Annotated in this window: 19 protein-coding genes; 13 read left to right on the plus strand and 6 right to left on the minus strand. The window is 65.8% G+C overall.

The features are described from left to right. Positions 1 to 61 precede the first annotated feature (61 nt). From N5C88_RS11825 to N5C88_RS11835, 3 genes are read left to right on the plus strand one after another with little or no spacing between them, the layout of a single operon-like run. A complete protein-coding gene (locus N5C88_RS11825) occupies positions 62 to 703 on the plus strand; it encodes a shikimate kinase (RefSeq protein ID WP_054457189.1) in 642 nt (213 codons plus the stop codon). Beyond that, positions 700 to 1776 (plus strand): 3-dehydroquinate synthase, encoded by a 1077-nt coding sequence (aroB, locus tag N5C88_RS11830; RefSeq protein ID WP_280015351.1) that lies wholly within the window; start codon positions 700 to 702, stop codon positions 1774 to 1776. Before N5C88_RS11825 ends, aroB begins: the two co-directional genes overlap by 4 nt. A gap of 23 nt (positions 1777 to 1799) precedes the next feature. Further along, the gene (locus N5C88_RS11835) at positions 1800 to 2927 is read left to right on the plus strand and encodes a deoxyguanosinetriphosphate triphosphohydrolase (protein ID WP_059379451.1); all 1128 of its coding nucleotides are present in this window, start codon (positions 1800 to 1802) and stop codon (positions 2925 to 2927) included. Between the two features lie 31 nt (positions 2928 to 2958). Here N5C88_RS11835 and N5C88_RS11840 read toward each other — a convergent pair whose 3' ends face one another. Both N5C88_RS11840 and N5C88_RS11845 read right to left on the minus strand, forming a co-directional pair. Then, a complete protein-coding gene (locus N5C88_RS11840; RefSeq protein ID WP_118933134.1) occupies positions 2959 to 4152 on the minus strand; it encodes a M20 aminoacylase family protein in 1194 nt (397 codons plus the stop codon). 23 nt (positions 4153 to 4175) lie between these two features. Continuing rightward, on the minus strand, positions 4176 to 5177 hold the full coding sequence (locus N5C88_RS11845) for a tripartite tricarboxylate transporter substrate binding protein (RefSeq protein WP_118933133.1): 1002 nt from the start codon (positions 5175 to 5177) through the stop codon (positions 4176 to 4178). Between the two features lie 128 nt (positions 5178 to 5305). Here N5C88_RS11845 and N5C88_RS11850 point away from each other — a divergent pair, with 128 nt between their 5' ends. After that, the gene (locus N5C88_RS11850) at positions 5306 to 6208 is read left to right on the plus strand and encodes a LysR family transcriptional regulator (RefSeq protein ID WP_118933105.1); all 903 of its coding nucleotides are present in this window, start codon (positions 5306 to 5308) and stop codon (positions 6206 to 6208) included. 20 nt (positions 6209 to 6228) lie between these two features. Here the strand turns inward: N5C88_RS11850 and N5C88_RS11855 are convergent, their stop codons facing one another. Together N5C88_RS11855 and uvrA are read right to left on the minus strand one after the other, a co-directional pair. Continuing rightward, positions 6229 to 6891: a glutathione S-transferase family protein gene (locus N5C88_RS11855; protein ID WP_118933104.1), complete on the minus strand. Its 663-nt coding sequence runs from the start codon at positions 6889 to 6891 to the stop codon at positions 6229 to 6231. Between the two features lie 45 nt (positions 6892 to 6936). Beyond that, positions 6937 to 9786: an excinuclease ABC subunit UvrA gene (gene uvrA, locus N5C88_RS11860; RefSeq protein WP_059379441.1), complete on the minus strand. Its 2850-nt coding sequence runs from the start codon at positions 9784 to 9786 to the stop codon at positions 6937 to 6939. Positions 9787 to 9967: 181 nt separating this feature from the next. Here uvrA and N5C88_RS11865 point away from each other — a divergent pair, with 181 nt between their 5' ends. From N5C88_RS11865 to N5C88_RS11905, 9 genes are all read left to right on the plus strand, one after another. After that, a complete protein-coding gene (locus tag N5C88_RS11865) occupies positions 9968 to 11185 on the plus strand; it encodes an MFS transporter (RefSeq protein ID WP_059379442.1) in 1218 nt (405 codons plus the stop codon). Between the two features lie 281 nt (positions 11186 to 11466). Continuing rightward, on the plus strand, positions 11467 to 11988 hold the full coding sequence (ssb, locus tag N5C88_RS11870) for a single-stranded DNA-binding protein (RefSeq protein WP_054457172.1): 522 nt from the start codon (positions 11467 to 11469) through the stop codon (positions 11986 to 11988). 219 nt (positions 11989 to 12207) lie between these two features. Beyond that, positions 12208 to 12687 (plus strand): hypothetical protein, encoded by a 480-nt coding sequence (locus N5C88_RS11875; RefSeq protein ID WP_280015352.1) that lies wholly within the window; start codon positions 12208 to 12210, stop codon positions 12685 to 12687. A 10-nt stretch (positions 12688 to 12697) separates the two neighbouring features. Beyond that, a complete protein-coding gene (locus N5C88_RS11880; protein ID WP_280015353.1) occupies positions 12698 to 14410 on the plus strand; it encodes a hypothetical protein in 1713 nt (570 codons plus the stop codon). Between the two features lie 183 nt (positions 14411 to 14593). Beyond that, positions 14594 to 15148 (plus strand): hypothetical protein, encoded by a 555-nt coding sequence (locus N5C88_RS11885; protein ID WP_280015354.1) that lies wholly within the window; start codon positions 14594 to 14596, stop codon positions 15146 to 15148. A gap of 9 nt (positions 15149 to 15157) precedes the next feature. After that, positions 15158 to 16708, plus strand: coding sequence for an AAA family ATPase (locus N5C88_RS11890; protein WP_280015355.1), 1551 nt, complete (start codon positions 15158 to 15160; stop codon positions 16706 to 16708). 320 nt (positions 16709 to 17028) lie between these two features. Beyond that, the gene (locus N5C88_RS11895) at positions 17029 to 17334 is read left to right on the plus strand and encodes a DUF4148 domain-containing protein (protein ID WP_280015356.1); all 306 of its coding nucleotides are present in this window, start codon (positions 17029 to 17031) and stop codon (positions 17332 to 17334) included. A gap of 83 nt (positions 17335 to 17417) precedes the next feature. Continuing rightward, positions 17418 to 17723 (plus strand): DUF4148 domain-containing protein, encoded by a 306-nt coding sequence (locus N5C88_RS11900; protein WP_088143445.1) that lies wholly within the window; start codon positions 17418 to 17420, stop codon positions 17721 to 17723. 130 nt (positions 17724 to 17853) lie between these two features. Further along, positions 17854 to 18450, plus strand: a complete 597-nt coding sequence (locus N5C88_RS11905; RefSeq protein WP_059374037.1) for a TetR/AcrR family transcriptional regulator — start codon at positions 17854 to 17856, stop codon at positions 18448 to 18450. 77 nt (positions 18451 to 18527) lie between these two features. Here the strand turns inward: N5C88_RS11905 and N5C88_RS11910 are convergent, their stop codons facing one another. After that, positions 18528 to 19388: a hypothetical protein gene (locus N5C88_RS11910; protein ID WP_059374162.1), complete on the minus strand. Its 861-nt coding sequence runs from the start codon at positions 19386 to 19388 to the stop codon at positions 18528 to 18530. A gap of 249 nt (positions 19389 to 19637) precedes the next feature. Beyond that, the gene (locus tag N5C88_RS11915; protein ID WP_059374038.1) at positions 19638 to 20255 is read right to left on the minus strand and encodes a TetR/AcrR family transcriptional regulator; all 618 of its coding nucleotides are present in this window, start codon (positions 20253 to 20255) and stop codon (positions 19638 to 19640) included. Positions 20256 to 20278 lie beyond the last annotated feature (23 nt).

The raw sequence follows: 20278 nt of genomic DNA on the forward strand, positions 1-20278 counted from the left end.
CTGTAACAAAATCGTTCAGTGTGGTAGGCGGGCAACTGGCGGCTGATGTGATAATGCCGTCATGAACTTTTCCGCTAACTCATGTCCGGAGGCTGACCCGGACCCGGCGTCCTCCTGCGAGACGCCCGAAAACCAGCCTTGCGCGATCGAGTGCACAGGCAAGGCCGCCACGCTGCCGCATGACCTGCCGGTTTTCCTGGTCGGGATGATGGGCGCGGGCAAGACCACCATAGGGCGTGGCTTGGCGCGTGCCCTGGGGCGCGAGTTTATGGACTTGGATCATGAGCTCGAGGCGCGTTGCGGCGTGCGGGTGCCGGTAATCTTCGAAATCGAGGGCGAGGCCGGTTTTCGTCGCCGGGAATCCGCCGCCTTGGAAGAGTGTACCCAACGGCGCAACATAATTCTTGCCACCGGCGGCGGCGCGATCCTGGCGCCGGAAAACCGCCAGCGCCTGCGCGAACGCGGCATCGTGGTCTACCTGCGCGCCAGCGTGGACGAACTGTTCCGCCGCACCTGCCGCGACCGCAACCGTCCCCTGTTGGCCACGGCCGACCCGCGCGGCACGCTGCGCGACCTCATGACCCTGCGGGAACCCCTCTACAAGGAAGTGGCCGACCTGGTGGTGGAGACGGGCGCCATGCCCATCCACACCCTGGTCAAGGCGCTGCTGCCGCAACTGCAAGCCTTCGAGAAGCGCATATGAACGTTGTACACGTGGACACCCCGGGCGGGGCCTACCCGATCCATATTGGCCCCGGCCGCCTGGACGTCCTGGACCAGAGCATTCCGGCGGACGCCACCGCGATCGCCGTGGTCACCAATCCGACCGTCGCGGCCCTGTATGGCGAACGCGCCGAAGCCGCGCTGGCCCGTACCGGCAAGCGGGTGCTGCGCATCGAATTGCCCGATGGCGAAGCCTACAAGGACTGGCAATCGCTGAATCTGATCTTCGATGCCTTGCTGGGCAACCGCCTGGACCGCCGCTGCGTGCTGGTGGCGCTGGGCGGCGGCGTCATCGGCGACATGACCGGTTTCGCGGCCGCGGTCTACATGCGCGGCGTGCGCTTCCTGCAGGTGCCCACGACCCTGCTGTCGCAGGTCGATTCGTCCGTGGGCGGCAAGACCGCCGTCAACCATCCGCTGGGCAAGAACATGATCGGCGCGTTCTACCAGCCGGTGGCCGTCGAGATCGATACCGACGTGCTGAACACGCTGCCGGCGCGCGAGGTGTCCGCGGGCCTGGCGGAAGTGATCAAGTATGGCCTGATCCTGGATCCGGCTTTCTGGTCCTGGTGCGAGGAAAATGCGCAGAAACTGCGCGAGCTGGATGCCGAGGCGGTGGCTTACGCCATCCGCCGCTCCTGCGAGCTCAAGGCCCAGGTGGTAGGCAAGGACGAGCGCGAGTCCGGCCTGCGCGCCATACTCAACCTGGGCCACACCTTCGGCCACGCCATCGAGTCCGGCCTGGGTTATGGCGCCTGGCTGCATGGCGAGGCGGTCGGTTGCGGCATGGTGCAGGCTGCCGAGCTGTCGGCCGATGTCGCCGGTTTCGACCGCGCCGACGTGGCGCGGGTGCGCGCCCTGGTGGCCGCCATCGGTTGCCCCGTCGTGGCTCCTGACCTGGGCGCCGACCGCTGGCTGGACCTGATGCAGGTGGACAAGAAAACGGAAGGCGGCTCGATCCGCTACGTGCTCATGCCGCGCATCGGCGAAGCCATGACCCGGGCTGCTCCCGACGACGCCGTGCGCGCCGTCCTGGCTCGCACCACTCAATAGACATGCTGGAGACGGTGTTGCAGATGAAAGAGCTGGCTTCCTATGCATCCCACCCGTCTCAATCGCGCGGGCGGACCTATGCCGAGCCGCCGCCGGAAAACCGGACGGAGTTTCAACGCGATCGTGATCGCATCGTCCATTCCGGCGCCTTCCGGCGCCTGGAATACAAGACCCAGGTCTTCGTGAACCACGAGGGCGACCTGTTCCGCACCCGCCTGACCCACAGCCTGGAAGTGGCCCAGATTGCGCGCACGCTGGCGCGCAGCCTGGGCCTGTCCGAAGACCTGACCGAAGCTATTTCGCTGGCGCATGACCTGGGCCACACGCCGTTCGGCCATGCCGGCCAGGACGAGCTCAACGCCTGCATGCGCGAATTGGCGCCCGAGGCGGGCGGCTTCGAGCACAACCTGCAAAGCCTGCGGGTGGTGGACGAACTCGAAGAGCGCTACGCGGACTTCAACGGCCTGAACCTGTGTTTCGAAACGCGGGAAGGCATCCTCAAGCACTGCTCGGCCGCGCACGCGCGCCAGTTGGGCGAGGTCGGCCAGCGCTTTCTGGACCGCACCCAGCCCTCGCTGGAGGCGCAGTTGGCCAACCTGGCGGACGAGGTCGCTTACAACAACCACGACATCGACGACGGCCTGCGGTCGGGCCTGATCACGCTGGAACAGCTGAAGGAAGTATCGATCTTCGAGCGCCATCACGCCCATGTGCTGGAAAGCTATCCGGGGCTGGCTGCGCGCCGCGCCGTGGCCGAGACCATACGCCGCATGATCAATACGCTGATCGTCGACCTGACGCGGACCTCGCTGGCGCGCATCCGCGAGTTCGCGCCCGCCACCGCCGACGACGTGCGCCGCGCGCCGCCGCTGGCGACCTTCTCGCCCGAGATCCGTAGCGAGGCCGACGAGCTGAAGAAATTCCTGTTCGACAACCTGTACCGTCACTACCGCGTGCTGCGCATGACGGCCAAGGCGCGCCGCATCGTGCGCGAGCTGTTTGCGGCTTTCCTGGACGATCCGCGCCTATTGCCGCCCGACTATCGTCGTCCGGCTTTCAACGAGCAGGCCCGCGCCATCGCCGACTACATTGCGGGCATGACGGACCGCTACGCCATCCGCGAACACAAGCGCCTGTTCGAGATGGCCTGAGGCCCGCGGGCCTCAGGCTTGCGCCGCGGCTTCAGCCCGCCAGATAGCGCTGCGTCAGCAGCACCCAGTAGGCTGCGCCTACGGGCAGGCTATGGTCGTTGAAGTCATAGCCCGGGTTGTGCACCATGCAGGCCCCATGCCCGCTGTTGAAGCCTTCCGCCGAGCCATCGCCATTGCCCACCAGCAGGTAGGAGCCGGGCACTTCCTCCAGCATGAAGGCGAAGTCCTCGCTGCCGGTCAGCGCCCGGGTCTGGAGGTCCACTTGCCCGGCGCCCACCAGTTCCACCGCGACCTGGCGCGCGAAATCGGTTTCTTCGCGAGTGTTGACCAGCACGGGATAACCGCGACCGTAGTCGATGGTGGCGCGCACCTGATAGCTGGCCGCCTGGCTGTGGACCAGTTCCGTGATGCGGGCTTGCAGCGTGTCGCGCACGCCACGGTCCAGCGCACGCACGCTGAGTTTCAGCGTGGCGGTCTGGGGGATGACGTTGTTGGCTTTACCCGCATTGAATGCGCCGACCGTGATCACCGCCATGTGCAGGGGATCGATGTTGCGCGCGACGATGCTTTGCAGGCCCAGCACGATGGCCGCGCCGGCCACCACCGGATCGGCGGCGCAATGCGGCATCGCGCCGTGTCCGCCCACGCCTTCCAGCACGATGGTGACGTTGTCGGATGAGGCCATCGCGGCGCCGTCGCGCAGCAGCAGGCGGCCTTGCGGATGGCCCGGCATGTTGTGCATCGCGAAGATGGCGTCGCAGGGATACTTGCGGAACAGTCCGTCCTCCATCATGCGCTTGGCGCCGCCCAGGCCTTCCTCGGCGGGCTGGAAGATCAGGTTGAGCGTGCCGTCGAAGCCGCCATGCTTGGCCAGATGGTGCGCCGCGGCCAGCAGCATGGCGGTGTGGCCGTCGTGCCCGCAGGCATGCATCACGCCTTCGTTGCAGCTGGCGTGCTCCAGGCCGGTCGCTTCCTGGATGGGCAGGGCGTCCATGTCGGCGCGCAGACCCAGGCGCTTGCCGCCGCTGCCGCGGCGCAACTGCCCCACCACGCCGGTGCCGCCCAGTCCGCGTTCCACTTCATAGCCCCATTGCGTCAGGCATTGCGCCACCAGATCGCTGGTGCGGAACTCCTGGAAACCGAGTTCGGGGTGGCGGTGGATGTCGCGGCGGATCGAGACGAACTCATCGGCCTGGGCGGTCATGGCCTGCAGAACGGGATGCATGGCGGAGAAGTCCTGGAATCGGGTCACGGATTGCCTGCCAGTTTCATGTGGCTGGAGATTTCGCGGAAGCGCTCGGTCTCGGCGCGGTACATGGCGTCAGCCTGTTCCGCGCTCATGGGGGCGGAGACTTCGATGTTCTGATGCGCCAGGCTGTCCTTCACCGAGGGATCCTGCATGGCGGCGTTGAGCGCGGTATTCAGCCGCAAGACCACGTCCTGCGGCGTGTCGCGCTTGACGAAGTAGCCGGTCCAGGTGGTGAAGTTGAACCCCTTGAGCAATTGGCCTTCGTTGACCGACGGCACGGCCTTGAGCGCGGGCAGCTGGCTGCGCTGCGGCTCCAGGGTGGCCAGCAGCTTGATGCGGCCTTGCTCTGCCAGCGCTACCTGCTGCTGCGACAGCGGCAGAATGGCCAGGTCCACCTGACCGCCGCCGATGTCCTGCATCAGCGGCGCGCCGCCCTTGTAAGGCACGTGCATCATGTTGACGCCGATGGTGCGGGCCATGTGTTCGCCCAGCACGTGGTACAGCGAACCCACGCCCACGCTGCCGAAGCTCAGCGGCTGGGTGGCCGAGCGCGAGCGCGCCAGCGTGACCAGTTCGTCGGCGTTGTTGGCGGGCAGGTCGGCGCGCGCCACGATCACCATGGGCGCCATACCTATCATTTGTACCAGGCGGAAATCCTCGCTCTTGAGCTTGATTGCGGGGTTGGCTATGGGGGACAGAATCAGTTCGTTGGGCGAGCCCTGGAACAGGTAGTAACCGTCGGCCTTGGCTCCCAGCACCTTTTGCGCTCCCAGCGCGCCGCTGACGCCGCCCAGGTTCTCCACCAGCACGGGCTGGCCCAGTTGCTTGGACACGGGCGAGGCCACGACCCGGGCGATGGAATCGGATGCGCCGCCGGCCGGGTAGGGCACCATCATCATGACGGCACGGTCGGGATAGTCTGCGGCGCGGGCGCCCTGGCCCAGCAGCGTCGCGCCCAGCGCCAGCGCGCAGCCGGCCAGGCGCAGGCCATTGAAAAGCATGCTCACGAAATTCCCCTTGGAATGATCTAGTCGTGATTCGCATGCTAGGGACAGGCCTCGCTAGTTGTCTAACGAATTGTTATTCTGGAAGCTAGAAAAAAAACTCATAGATAAACGGGGACTCGAGCATGAATCTCAAGCAGCTCGAACATCTGTTGGCCGTGGCCGAGGCGGGTTCCTTCAGCCGCGCGGCCGAACGCCTGTACCTGACCCAGTCGGCGCTCAGCCGCAGCATCCGCCTGCTGGAAGAAGACCTGGGGGCGCGCCTGCTGGACCGCATGGGCAAGCGCACCGAGCTGACTCCGCTCGGCCTGACCGTCGCCAGCCGCGCGCGGCGCATCCTGTTCGAATCGGGCGAGCTGCGCCGCAGCGCGGAACTGCTGACCCAGGGCGACCGGGGCAGCATCAGCATCGGGCTGGGTTCGGGGCCGGGCGTCATGCTCATGACGCCGCTGCTGGCGCACGTGGCGCAGCACTATCCGCAATTGCGGCTGGACGTGATGCGCGGTTCGCCGGAGGCGCATCTGGCGCTGTTGCGCCAGCGGCGCCTGGATGCGCTGGTGGTCGATACGCGCGGCATCGTGCCGGCGGCCGATCTGCGCATCGAACCCATTTCGGAAATGCGCGCCGGGTTCATCTGCCGCCGCGGCCATCCGCTGGCGCAGACGGGTCGGCCGGCGCGCTTCGCGGAGGTCGCGGCCTATCCGTTGGCGTCCACGTTTCTCGCGGCCGATACCGTACGCATCGTGGTCGACCATTTCGGTGTTGAGGCCGACCCGCAAACCGCGATGCGCCTGCGCTGCGATGAAATCGGCAGCGTGCTGGAAGCGGTGCGCGTGTCGGACGCGGTGTTCCTGGGCATCGTGGGTGCGGCGCGGGTCGGCATCGCCGCGGGCGAATTGACGGAGTTGCCCACCGATCCGCCGCTGCGCAGCCACGCGCTGTTCGCGATGGTGACGCTGACGGGCCGTACCGAAGCGCCGGCGATGGCGCTGGTGCGTGAATTCGTGGCCCAGCGCCTGCGCGATTGAACGCGTCGATTGAACGTGCTTCAGCGCTGCTTGCGGTAGGGCTCGTCTTCGGGCACGAAGGTGGCTTCCGCGAGCGCGTCGCGGGTCCATTCCTGCATGGCGGGCAGCGCCAGCACGGCGTCCATATAGTCGCGCACCGGGCCGGACGCCGCGATGCCATAGGTCGTGAAGCGCGAGACCACCGGCGCGAAGAAGGCGTCGGCAATCGAGAACTCGCCGAACAGAAACGGCCCGCCCTGGCCGAATGCCGCGCGCGTGTCGTGCCAGATCGCTTGCAGGCGCGCGATGTCCTGTAGCGCAGCCGCGGGAAAGTCGATGCCCGGCAGGTGCGCTTCGACGTTCATGGGCAGCGCCTGGCGCATTGCGCCGAAGCCGCTGTGCATCTGCGCGGCGAGCGACCGCGCGCGGGCCCGGGCCCGCGCGTCCTGGGGCCACAGGCGGGCTTCGGGATGGCGTTCGGCCAGATATTCGCAGATCGCCAGCGTGTCCCAGATCGCGAATTCGCCATCCAGCAGCACCGGCACCAGGCCCGCGGGCGATACCGCGCCCACGCGGCGCGAGAATTCCTCGGTGAAGAAACCGAGCTTTTGCTCGGTAAACGGGATGCCCGCGACGCGCAAGGCGATCCATGGCCGCAGGGACCAGGACGAGTAGTTCTTGTTGCCGATGATCAAGGTGTACATGCCGCGATCCTTCCTAGCCGTTGATGTGATGATTCAGGCGCCGGTTCAGCGGCGCAGCAGCTTGCCCAGGTATTGCCCGGTGTGGCTGGCGGACGTGCCGGCCACGTCTTCGGGCGTACCCTGCGCCACTACGCGCCCACCGCCGTCGCCGCCTTCGGGACCCATGTCGACCACCCAGTCCGCAGTCTTGATGACGTCCAGGTTGTGCTCGATGATCAGCACCGTATTGCCGCTGTCGACCAACTGGTTCAGCACCTGCAGCAGCAGTTCGATGTCGCGGAAGTGCAGGCCCGTGGTGGGCTCGTCCAGGATGTAGAGCGTGCGGCCGGTGCTGCGTCGCGACAGCTCCTGCGACAGCTTCACGCGCTGCGCTTCGCCGCCCGACAGGGTGGTCGCGCTCTGGCCCAGCCGGATATAGGACAGGCCCACGTCGATCAGCGTGTGCAGCTTGCGGGCGATGGCCGGCACGGACTCGAAGTATTCCAGCGCCTGCTCGACCGTCAGGTCCAGCACTTCGCTGATGTTGCGGCCGCGATAGCGGATTTCCAGCGTTTCGCGGTTGTAGCGCTTGCCGTGGCAGACGTCGCAAGGCACGTACATGTCGGGCAGGAAGTGCATCTCCACCTTGACCACGCCGTCGCCCTGGCAGGCCTCGCAGCGGCCGCCCTTGACGTTGAAGCTGAAGCGCCCGGGGTCATAGCCGCGGGTGCGCGCTTCCGGCACGCCCGCGAAGAGTTCGCGGATGGGCGTGAACAGGCCCGTGTAGGTAGCGGGGTTGCTGCGCGGCGTGCGGCCGATGGGGCTCTGGTCCACGCTGATGATCTTGTCGAAGTTCTCCAGCCCCTGCATCGACACGTAGGGTGCGGGTTCGCTCTGCGCATGGTGCAACTGGCGCGACACGGCGACCGCCAGCGTGTCGTTGACCAGCGTGGACTTGCCGGAACCGGACACGCCGGTCACGCACACCAGCCGGCCCGCCGGGATGCGCAGGTCCACGTTCTTCAGGTTGTTGCCGCTGGCGCCCGTCAGGGTGAGCCAGGACAGTTCGTCGTTGACGGGGCGCCGCTTGGGGATGGCGATGGCGCGCGCGCCGCTCAGGTACTGGCCGGTCAGCGACTGGGGGTCGCGCTGCACGGTTTCCGGGTCGCCCTGCGCCACCACCTGGCCGCCGTGTTCACCCGCGCCCGGTCCCATGTCCACGACCCAGTCGGCCATGCGGATCATGTCTTCGTCGTGCTCCACGACGATGACGCTGTTGCCGAGGTCGCGCAGGTGCTGCAAGGTGCCGATCAGGCGATCGTTGTCGCGCTGGTGCAGGCCGATGGAGGGCTCGTCCAGCACGTACATCACGCCGGTCAGGCCCGATCCGATCTGGCTGGCCAGGCGGATGCGCTGCGCCTCGCCGCCCGAGATGGTGTCGGCGCTGCGGTCCAGCGACAGGTAGTTCAGGCCCACGTTGTTCAGGAAGCTCAGGCGCGCCTCGATCTCGCGCACGATGCGCTGCGCGATTTCCTGCTTGGCGCCCGTCAGGCTCAGGTCGCGGAACCAGGCCAGGCAGGTCGACAGCGGCATGGCCTCGACTTCGTAAATGGCCTGGCCGTGGCGTTCGCCGCCCCGCGGATCCTGGCCGATCAGCACGTTGCGGGCCTCGGGCCGCAAGCGCGATCCGCCGCAGTCCGGGCAGGTCTTGATGTTGCGGTACTTGCCGAGCTCTTCGCGCACGGTGGCCGAATCGGTTTCGCGCCAGCGGCGTTCCAGGTTCGGGATCACGCCCTCGAAAGTATGGCGCTTGACCGTGCTGCGGCCTTTCTCGTTCAGGTAGAGGAACGAGATCTCTTCGTCGCCGGAGCCGTACAGCACCTTGTCGCGCAGCGCCTCGGGCAGTTCCTCGAAGGGCGCCTCGATGTCGAATTCATAGTGCGCCGCCAGGCTGGTCAAGAGCGAATGGGTGAAGGCGTTGCGGCGGTCCCAGCCGCGGATGGCGCCGGCCGCCAGGCTGAGCTCGGGGAAGGCGACCACGCGCTTGGGGTCGAAGAAACCGACCTGGCCGATGCCGTCGCAACTGGGGCAGGCGCCCATGGGGTTGTTGAAGCTGAACAGGCGCGGTTCCAGCTCGGGCAGGCTGTGGCTGCATACCGGGCAGGCGTAGCGGCTGGAGAAGACCTGTTCGCGGCCGTTGTCCATGTCCAATGCCAGGGCGCGGCCTTCGGCCAGCTGCAACGCGGTCTCAAAGCTCTCCGCCAGGCGCTGCTTGCTTTCGGGCTTGATGCGCAGCCGGTCGATGACGACGTCGATGTCGTGCTTCTCGGTCTTTTTCAACGGCGCCATGCCGTCGATTTCGGTCAGCTGGCCGTCCACGCGCAGGCGCACGTAGCCCTGCGCCTGCAGGCTGGCGCATTCGTCCTCGAAGCTGCCTTTCTTGCCGCGCGCGATCGGCGCCAGCACCGCCAGCCGGGTTTCGGGCGTCCAGGACAGCACCGCGTCCACCATCTGGCTGACGCTTTGCGCCTGCAGCGGCAGGCCATGGTCAGGGCAGTAGGGCGTGCCGACCCGCGCGTACAGGAGGCGCAGGTAGTCGTGGATCTCGGTAATGGTGCCGACGGTGGAGCGGGGGTTGTGGCCCGCGGCCTTCTGTTCGATGGAGATGGCCGGGGACAGGCCCTCGATCAGGTCCACGTCCGGCTTGTCCATCAGCTGCAGGAACTGGCGGGCGTAGGCGGACAGGCTTTCCACGTAGCGGCGTTGGCCCTCCGCGTACAGCGTGTCGAAGGCCAGCGACGATTTGCCCGAGCCGGACAAGCCGGTGACGACCACCAGCTTGTGGCGTGGCAGGTCGAGCGAGACGTTCTTGAGATTGTGGGTGCGCGCACCCCGAATGCGTATTGTCACGTCCATCGGGCTCTTTTAAGCGGTTTCAAAGGCCAACTTGGTACTATAGCGCGCCGAATCCCCCTGCGTTCGGGGCAGTACTCCAGCCTGGATAGACCCGGGGGGCGGCGCCGCACCGCCAGATCAGACCGTGAGCGTGTGACATCCACGCGCGCAGGCGAGCCCTAGTCATCGTTGAATTTTTCGCATGCAGGCAGATAAAAAACTGAAATTGACCCCGTCCGAGCGCCGCGCCAGCGTGGCGCTGGCCGGCTTGTTCGCCGCGCGGATGCTGGGGCTGTTCCTGTTGCTGCCCGTCTTTGCCGTGGCCGCCGCCGGCATGCCGGGCGGCGACGATCCCGCCCGCGTCGGCCTGGCGCTGGGCATGTACGGCCTGACGCAGGCCTTCATGCAGATTCCTTTCGGCCTGGCGTCCGACCGCTGGGGCCGCCGCCCCGTGGTGCTGTTCGGGCTGCTGCTGTTCGTGGCGGGCAGCATCGTCTGTGCGCAAGCCTCCGACGTGTACTGGATCACCATCGGCCGCGCCATTCAGGGCGCGGGCGCGATTTCCGCGGCGGTCACCGCCTGGTTGGCGGACTCGACCCGTGACGAGGTCCGCACCCGCGCCATGGCCATGGTGGGCGGGTCGATCGGCCTGTCCTTTGCCGTCTCGCTGGTGCTGTCGCCCGTGCTGGTGGGCTGGTGGGGCCTGTCCGGCCTGTTCTGGACCATCGCCTGCCTGGGCGTGATCTGCCTGGCCGTGGCCGGCTGGGTCGTGCCCGTGGTGCCGCTGACCCAGGCCCGCACCATGCAGGCGGCCCGGCCGCGCGAAGTCTTGACCCATAGCGACCTGCTGCGCCTGAATTTCGGCGTTTTTGTCCTGCATCTGATCCAGGTGGCGCTGTTTGTCGTGGTGCCGGCCCTGCTGGCGAAGGTGGGCGGCCTGGACGCGCGCGAGCTCTGGAAGGTCTACCTGCCCGTCATCCTGGTTTCCTTCGTGCTGATGGTGCCGGTGGTGTTCGTCGCCGAAAAGCGCCGCGCCCATCGCGGGGCCCTGCGCGCCGCCGTGGCCGGATTGGTGCTGGTGTGCGCCTTGCTGCCCGCGGCCAGCCATGGTTTCTACACCTTGGCCGCCGCCCTGACAGGCTTCTTCGTGGCCTTCAACGTGCTGGAAGCCCTGCAGCCCTCGCTGGTGTCGCGGGTTGCACCGCAGGCCTACAAGGGCCTGGCGCTGGGCTTCTACAACACCGCCCAGGCCGCTGGCCTGTTCGCGGGCGGCGCGCTGGGCGGTTGGCTGGCCTCGCATTCCGGTTCCAACGCCGTTTTCATCGCCGCCGCCGGCCTGTCGGCGATCTGGCTGGCGGTGACCTGGGCGCTGCGGCCGCTGCCCGAGGCGGACCGCCCCGCGTCGGCGCGGGCCGGCTGAAACATCTCGGATCGCCCCCCCAAAAGCGGTCAATAGCCACGAAAATCGGCTCGCCAGGGTGGACGGCTTTGTCACATCCTGGTTTGGCGCGGCGGGCTCTTTTCGTCGATAATACGCATCAAATCAGGGCTTCACTCAGGGTTCAACCCGGCGTCGCCGGTCATCGTTGCGGTGACCGGCGTGTTTCATGAAGCCGGTCTTCAACATCATCGCTTTTATGTTGTTGCCGGCGCGTCCGCGGCAACGCACACGCAGGCTGTCAACAACAGAGGGACAACGGCATGGCATCGGTTAACAAAGTCATACTCGTGGGCAATCTGGGACGCGACCCGGAAGTCCGCTACAGCCCCGAAGGGGCGGCAATCTGCAATATGTCCATTGCCACCACCTCCACCTGGAAAGACAAGGCTTCGGGCGAACGCCGCGAAGAAACGGAATGGCACCGCGTCGTCATGTACAACCGCCTGGCTGAAATCGCCGGCGAGTACCTGAAGAAGGGCCGCTCGGTCTACATCGAAGGCCGCCTGAAGACGCGCAAGTGGCAAGACAAGGATACCGGCGCTGACCGCTACAGCACCGAAATCGTTGCCGACCAGATGCAGATGCTGGGCGGCCGCGAAGACGGCGGCGGCGGCGGCGCAAGCTTTGGCGGCGGTGGCGGCTACGACGACGCGCCTTCGCGTCCGGCACAGCAGCGCGCCCCGGCCCAACGCCCGGCCCCGCAGCAGCGCCCGGCCCCCGCGGCGGCTCCGGCCAGCAGCGGCGCCAATCTGGCGGATATGGACGACGATATTCCGTTCTAACCGCTACTGGCCGGCTGATAAAGAACCCCCTGCCCTAGGTAGGGGGTTTTTATTTTTGTCCTGCTTTGATCTGGGACGTCCGTGCGGCGGCGGCTGTTTTCTTCGCGCCCAATCGCCGTATGCACGTCCCGTTCATTACGAAATTTTTTGTAAGAATAGGTTAAGCTTCGCTCCGTCACAGTTTTTTGCGCCGTGGACCTTCGCGTCCCGCCAGATGAAATGGTGCGTTCCATCCTTGGGGCCGCAGGTCCCAAAGTCGAGCTCAAGACCGATTTGAGCCTCAGCACGGTCTCTCGTGCCCGCTTGAACCCCGCTGAATTGCAGGCCCGGCTGCGCCAGCGTCGATCAACCGGCTATGTCGAAGCCATGACGCGTCTCGATGCCGGCGGCCATGTCCACGGCAAGGCCGCCACCGAGGCGCTCACGGAAGCGATCCGCCAGGAATTCCCGGACGTGCATGTCGAGGCCTGGCCCTTGGGCATCATCGCCAAATGCTTTCTGGGTGCGCCTTACGAGGTTCATACCCTGAGTTGTTCGGGCACCATCATCCAGCATTTCAAGGGTGGCGAGGCTTTGCCCCAGGGCATGGAGCAGGCCCGGTCGCTGGCGCGCAACGGCTATTACGCATTTATCGAGGTCTATACCGACAAAATGATCGCCGTGGGCGTCAACGGTCAGACCGCCATCATCGAAAACTGAATAGGCAGACATGGCAGATCGCATCATCCAGACCGCGGACCTGAGCAACATCCTGGGTTCACTGCGCGGGTTGCAGGGCGACATCGGCACGGTATCGGATCAGGTAGGTTCGGTGGGGCGTGAGTTGAACCAGACGCGCGCCGAGTTGTCCCGGCTCGAGCAGGCGTTCGCCGACTTCGTGGCGTCCGACCTGAAAGCCAAGGAACTATCGCTCGCCGAAACCCGGCAGGTGAAGGTGCGCCAGGAACTGGACACGACCTACGAGTATTACGGTACCGTACGGCGCCAGGCTACCGGCATCCTGCAGGCCTCGGATATCCAGCTCGTGCGCAACGAGACGCTGCGTAGCGCGACCGAGGAACTCATGATCTCGGCGCCGCGCTATTGGCTCGCACCGGCGTTGGTGGCGCTGTCCTCCTGGTTGGGCGACAACCGCGGGCTGGCCGAACGCGCGCTCAGCGAAGCCATACGCCGCGATGACGAGAAAACCTCGTTGTTCTTCGCCCTGATCGCCCGCCGCGCGGGTCGCAACGAACTCAATCGCATCTGGCTGGATCGCTATTTCGGTTTGCAGAATCCGTTCAAACTTGACCGCCAGACGGTGGTCATGGTCGATGCGCTGGCCAATGGCGTATTCGGCGCGGACGTCGCCCTGCATTGCAGCAAGCGTATTACCGACTGGATCGACGAGCTGTCGGCCCAGGCCGGGTTCGTCGAGGCGCAACGCAACCAATGGGGGCGCGCGCTGCTGTCCAAGGCGCCCAACGAGGACCACGGCAATCGCTATACACACCTCAAGCGCATGAGCCCGACCTGGCCCGAGCTTAACCAGGCCATCAATGGGACAGCTGTGCACGCCGCCGTGCTGGCGCACTTCGAAGGTGTGTTCCAGGGCGAGATCCGTCCCGCCGCCAGCGTGCTGGTGGCGGTCGACGACCTGTTGAGCAAGCTGGTCACGCGTTTCGATGATGAAGAGCTGCCGCTACGCCGCCAGGAAGAGTTGTGCCGCCTCATCATCGAGGAAGGCGGCGACCGCCGCGCCGCCCAGAAGCGTTTCGACCTGCAGAGCGCGGCGCTGGACGAGGAAGTCGATTTCACCCAGCTGCTCACCAACGCGGCCATGCACCCCGAGGTCTCGCATGTGACTCGGGCCACGCAACGGTTCGCGGTGGCGCATTCGCGCGACTGGATCCTGGACGGTCATGCCGACGTGACCGCCAAGGCGCGCATGGCCGTGCCGGCCGACGTGCATCTCGACATTGAAGACTGGCAGGGCGTTACGCAAAACGGCGACAACGAGGCCGAACTGCTGCGCAGCCTGGAGGACGCCATCGCGGCGCGCGAGGCTGGCGATCTGGCGGCCATCAAGTTCACGGCCAAGCATTGGCTGGGCGTCGCGCTCAGCGTGGCGCTCGTCCTGAGTGCTGTCAGTGCGGGTTTGCTGCCCTTGCTGCTGGGCGCGGCAGGCCTGTTGTGGGTTTACCTCACGCATCGCCAGATGGAGACCAAGCGCAAGACGGTCAAGGCGAACTATGCCAAGCTGCGTCAGCAGGCCGGCGACGCCCTGCGCGCGTGTCTGGCGGAAGTGGTGGAGCTGCGCCGCGATATTGCGGCCCGCGATGCAACGTCGGCCCGTGTGGTTGAACTGCTGGAAGGCATTTCCCCTGAACAGCACGTGCTCTCTTCGCATGACTCGGTGCGCCGCGTCATGGTCAAGGCTTAAGGAGCCAACGATGATCCGCCAGATTTCCCCGGACTCCACGCCCGAATCGCAGCCGGCACTTGCGGCAGTCCCAGTTGCAGCGCCGGCGCCCGCACCCGCCCCCGCCGATACGCGCGACGCGTTGGCGGGGGCCTTGCCGGCGTGGGATCTCCTGCCAGCCTCGCCCTTCATTCGCCGCGTCAAGTGAACGCAGCGCCTGCGTCCATCGAAGCTCCGCGCAGTTATGCGCAGTGGTCTGCCTGCCTGGACCGCCTGTCTGAAGGGCTGCACGACGAGGCCTGCCTGGATGCCATGCGCGCGGGCGATCTCAATGCCAGCGGCGGCGTAGTCACGCTGTTTTCACGGCGCCTGGCGGACGAGTTCAATGCACGCCTGACGCGTTGCTCGGAGCATCTGACCCGCGATCTGCGCGTCGGTGGCGAGGAAAGCCTGATCGTGCGCGCCATTCTCAATGCGCGCAAGCACCTGGCCTTCCTGCATCGCCTGGCGCAGGTCGAGATATTTCCCGCGACGCTGCGCACGCACCTGATCGATGAACTGCGCAAGTTCGCGCAGCGCGCGCAACAGTCGTTGGAGGACAGCGCCAAGACCGACCGCAGCGGCCGCCTGCTGGTCTTGTTGCGCAACAACCCGCTGGTGCGCTACGAGTCGGCTGTGGCTGGCGTTCCTGCAGCTGGCGCGACGGCGCAACCCCCAATTTCGCAAACCGGCGCACGCCGGCGCAACATCATTCTCTGATATAGATCCATGAGCGACACGATCGAGTTCAAGGCCACGCTGACGCGCTACCTCAAAGCCCGCATACCTTTCATTTCGATCCGCAGCGCCGAGCGCAGCAGGGTGCTGGAGCTGTTGCGCGAAGTGGTGGCGCCGCTCAACGCACCCGTATTCGTGCACACCCTGTCGCAGGGCACGCGCGAACTCGCGACCGGCCGCGGCGTGAACGAAGACCGTTCGGTGACGGGCGCGGTCGACTTCGCGAGCCAGCAGTTCGCACAGCGCCAGAATCTGTCTTGCGTGCTGACCGAGATCTCGGATATCGAGGACGACACCGCCTCCGCCCGCCACTTGCTCGATGTCGTCATGCTGGCCGCCGAGCACAGCGGGGTGGTCATCGTGATCACGACCAAGCCGGTATGGGGGCAGTTGCAGCGGGCCGGCATGGCGCTGACGCTTTCCGCGCCAAGCGAGGACGAGATGTACGCCATCATCCACGAGACGCTGGAGGCGTATCGCGGCCACTTTGAGATCGAATGGGACACTGATGACGAGCGTCGCGCCGCCGCGATCCTCGCGGGAATCTCGCGCATAGAAGCCGAGAACATCATCGCGACGCTGCTGGCCAACGGCCGGATCGCGAAGAGCGACATGGTGGAGCTCATGCACGCGAAGGATCGCATCTTCGCCGATATCAGCGGCATCGAACGCGTGTCGGTGCGCGGCAATGAACTGAGCGTGGGCGGCTTGGGCGGCCTGAAGGCCTGGCTGGACAAGGAGCGCCCGCTCCTGACCGCCGACCTGCGCGAACGCGGCATCCGGCCGCCGCGCGGCGTGCTGCTGGTGGGCGTGCCGGGTTGCGGCAAGTCCCTGTCCGCCAAGGCCATCGCAGCGAGCTGGAGCCTGCCGTTGTATCGCCTGGACCTGTCCACCATCCATGGACAGTATCTGGGCCAGAGCGAGTCGCGTCTCAAGGACGCGCTTGCCACGGCGGACCATGTGGCGCCTTGCATATTGTGGATCGACGAGATCGAGAAAGGCCTGGCTGGCGCACAGGGTTCGGGCGACGGCGGCACGTCAACCCGATTGGTGGGACAGTTCCTCTATTGGTTGCAGGAAGCCCGGTCGCGGGTGTTCGTGGTCGCCACGGCCAATGACGTGTCCAAACTGCCGCCCGAGCTGCTGCGCCGCGGCCGGTTCGACGAGTTGTTCTTCGTGGACCTGCCCACTGCGCACGAGCGTCACGAGATCATCGACATCTACATCAAACGCGGCCTGAAAGCCGCCCAGCCGCAGGCCTTGATGGACGAGTTGGTGGAGCTGTCCGATGGCTTCGCCGGGTCGGACCTGGAAGCCGCGGTGCGCGAGGTCGTCAAGGAGGCTTATCTCAATGGCGATGCCGCCGCCACGCCCGAGTTGTTCCGCGACAGCTTCCGCAACGTGGTGCCGTTGTCCAAGACCGCCCCGGAGCAGATCGAGAACATCCGTGCGTGGGGCCGCGAGCGCGCCGTGCCGGCTTCCGGCCAGCCCATAGGCGCGGCCATTGCCCCGATGCGGCCGCGGCGGCAAGTGCTGGGGTGACGGAACCTCGCGGCGTGAGAGCCGGCTGTGCGAGCAGGCAGGCGTTCCAGGCAGGTATCGGCTATTCGCGAGGCGAAGCAGGGGCTTGTAGCAACAGCGCCAAAAAGGGAGATGCTGCTGGCAGAAGCATTTTGTTTCACAAATCCCTCTTGTGCTATCTACCTAGTAGTAGATAAGATTCATCCATCGACGCAGCAGACCAAACACCGCCGACGTCGAAACCAGAAATACAGTAGGACCGCTTTTTTATTTCCTCAGTCGTCTACCTATAAGTAGATAGTTTTTTGAACCGCTACGCAATCGTTATCTGGAGATCAACCATGAAGACCCTCGTATCCGCCCTGATCCTGTCCGCTTCCTTCATTGGCGCTGCCCAAGCCGGCGAACTGGACTATCCGCCCGCCCTGAATACCGAAAGCACGGTGACCCGCGGTCAGGTGCAACAAGAGCTGGCCCAGGCCCGCGCCAATGGCGAACTGGTGTCTGGCGAAGAAGGCTACGCCGCCACGATCTTTGCCGACTCCGGCAACAAGACCCGCGCTCAGGTGCAGAAAGAACTGGCCGCCGCCCGCGCCCAAGGCCTGACCGACAGTGCTGAACTGGCTTACCCGCCCGTGCAAGGCTGAGTTTTTTCTCTCGAAATCTATCTATAAGTAGATAGCTCCATCGAAACCCCGATGCAGCACCCGATCCTTACTGGAGATCAACCATGAAGACCCTCGTATCCGCCCTGATCCTGTCCGCTTCCTTCATCGGCGCCGCCCAAGCCGGCGAGCTGGACTATCCGCCTCCCCTGAACACCGAAAGCACGGTGACCCGCGCCCAGGTGCAGCAAGAGCTGGCCCAGGCCCGCGCCAATGGCGAGCTGGTGTCGGGCGAAGAAGGCTACGCCGCCACGATGTTTGCGTCGGCTGGCGACAAGAGCCGCAAGCAGGTGCAGCAGGAATTGGCCGCCGCCCGCGCGCATGGCCTGACCGACAGCGGCGAGCTGGACTACCCGCCCGTGCAAGGCTGAGTTTCATGCTGGCACATGCGGATCCCGGGGGGTGGGATGATTCCCGGCCGGGGTCCGCAAGGGTTTTGGAGCAGTGGCAACGCTGCCGGAACCGATGACGAATCAACCTATTAGTAGGTAATATTCAGCCATGGACACTCCTACTTCCAACACCACTCGCGAACAGCTTCTGGCCCACGCCGAGAAGCTGATCCGCACGCGCGGATGCAACGGTTTCAGCTACCGCGACCTGGCTGAACATGTGGGCGTGAAGACGTCCAGCATCCACTATTACTTTCCGGGCAAGGACGACTTGCTCTACGAGGCCGTCGAAGCCTACAGCGCGCGCGCGTTGGCAGCCATGCGCGGCATCGACACGTCGCTGCCTGCGCAAGCGCAGCTCGACCAATACCTGTCGATGATGGAATCGCGCGCCTGCGGGTCCGGCGAACTCTGCCTGGCTGGCATGCTGGCGGCCGAGGTCAATTCGCTGCCCGAACGCGTGCGCGGCGCATTGCAGGGATTCTTCCGCGCGCACGAGGCCTGGCTGGCCCGCGTGCTGGCCGAAGGCGCGGCGCAGGGCACGATGAAGTTCTCCGGCACGCCCGAGGCGGCCGGCCGCGCGGTGTTCGCGACGGTGCAGGGCTGCATACTGGTTGCGCGCCTGTTCCAACAGCCCGCGGCGCTGTGCGAGGCCATCGGCGCCCTGTACGTGGAGTGCGACGGCAAGCGCAGCGGCGCAGCCTGACCGTTCCCGCTCCAAACAGCCCATCAGTCACGGCCGCCATGCGCAAGCAGGCGGCCGTGGTCTTTTGCGCGGCGGGTTTAGGCCGCGAGCAGCGCCCGCGCCATGTCGACGCTGGTGCGCGCCTGGATACCCAGGTCGCGCATGCGTTGCTGGAATGTTGCCTGCGCGTCCTCGAAACCGGCGACGGGACTCATGCAGTCCGTCAGCAGCACCAGGCGCGACAGGTCGCGGCCGGGCAGGTGCTCGGCCAGGTGTTCGACGGTAGCCTTGACGCAATGGCTGCCGGCCTGGCCGGCGATCAGGATGAGTTCGGCGCGGTCCAGCGAATCCAGCAGGCTACGGTTGAGCTGGCTGCGCGGATCGTCGGCGTCTGGAACCTCGGCCATCAGCGCGCTGTAGTGCTCGGTCCAGGGATTCATGCCCTTGGGCACCTTGCGCACGATGAATTGGCGCTCGTCTTCCCAACGGCTGTAGGCCGCGCGCACGTCGGCATGCACGTTATGGCCCCAGGTGCCGATTTCGCAATGCAGCGGCCATACCATCAGCGTGTAGCGGCCGCGCGCTTCGAGCTCGTCCAGATACGACAGGGTGCGCGGCAGGTCGTCGTCGTGGCGCGGACGGAACTCGCCCGCGCGCAGCTGTGCCGCCGTGATCTGCGTGTACGGCCCCACGGGCTGGCCGTCGCCGGTGGACCAGAAGGTCGGATGGGCGATGTCCAGGCGATGGTGCGAATCCAGCGTCACCGTGATCGAGGTAAGCGCAGGCGCGGCGGTGTCGATAAAGTGCGCGAGCCGTTGCATGTCGGCGTGCGCGCCGGCCACGGGCAGTGCGGGCGCGTGCGCGGCGCCCGTCACGGGATCCGTGGGCAGGTAGGACTCGGGCAGATCGCAGAAGTCATTCTGTGGATCGATGATCAGGAGATGATTGGAGCGCGGCATGACGACGTTCGGGACAGGCGAACTCGAAATATAGAACGGGATGGCCATGTCTTTCTAGAAAAGTACCAGATGCTCGGCGCGGTCCGGTAGCTGCTTGAGCAGCTCGCGCCACTGCAGCCAGACGCTGCCCCCCGCTGAAACGGCGATCACTGCGATAACGATCCACATGTCAGGCTCCTGGATAATTTCGCACGACCGTGCGAAATTAAAGTGAAGAATTGCCGGCACGGGCCGGCTCTGGAAATACGGCTACTCGAGGTACTTGAAACTGCGGTAGGTCGAAATCAATCGCTCATAGGCCGCCCGCACGCGTTGGGGGGCCTTCGGATCCCGCAGGAAGCGGGCATCGTGCATCAGCCCGATCATCAGGCTGTAGACCTCGAACACGAGCTGTTCGGGATCCGTGTCCGGCCTGACGTGGCCAGCTTCCAGCGCCTGGTTGACCGTGCGCAGCATGGCGCCGCGCCAGCGCCGCAGATTGCCCTCCAGCACCGAGCGCAGCGGGGATTCCACGTCGTCGTACTCGAAGGCGCCGGCCACATAGATGCAGCCCGTCAGCGTTTCGACATTGCTGGCGCGCTCGATCCAGAGCGAGACCAGGGCGTTCAAGCGCGGCAGGCCGCGCGGATAGGCCAGGGCCGGGGTGAACACCGCCTCGAGGAAGCGCCGGTCGTATTCGTCCAGCACCGCCTGCTGCAGGGCTTCCAGCGACCCCACGCGTGAGAACACGCCGCTTTTACTGATGCCCAGGCGCTTGGCCACCTGGCCGAGCGACAGGCTCTCCATGCCTTGCGCGGCAGCCATGTCGAGGGCCGCGTCCACAATGGCCGCGAAGGTCAACTCGCTTTTCTCGGTTTTGGCAGTCATGCGGCGAATTTAGCACGACCGTG

This window comes from Achromobacter sp. GD03932 (genome assembly GCF_029839485.1).
In the GTDB taxonomy this organism is placed as follows: domain Bacteria; phylum Pseudomonadota; class Gammaproteobacteria; order Burkholderiales; family Burkholderiaceae_B; genus Achromobacter; species Achromobacter bronchisepticus_A.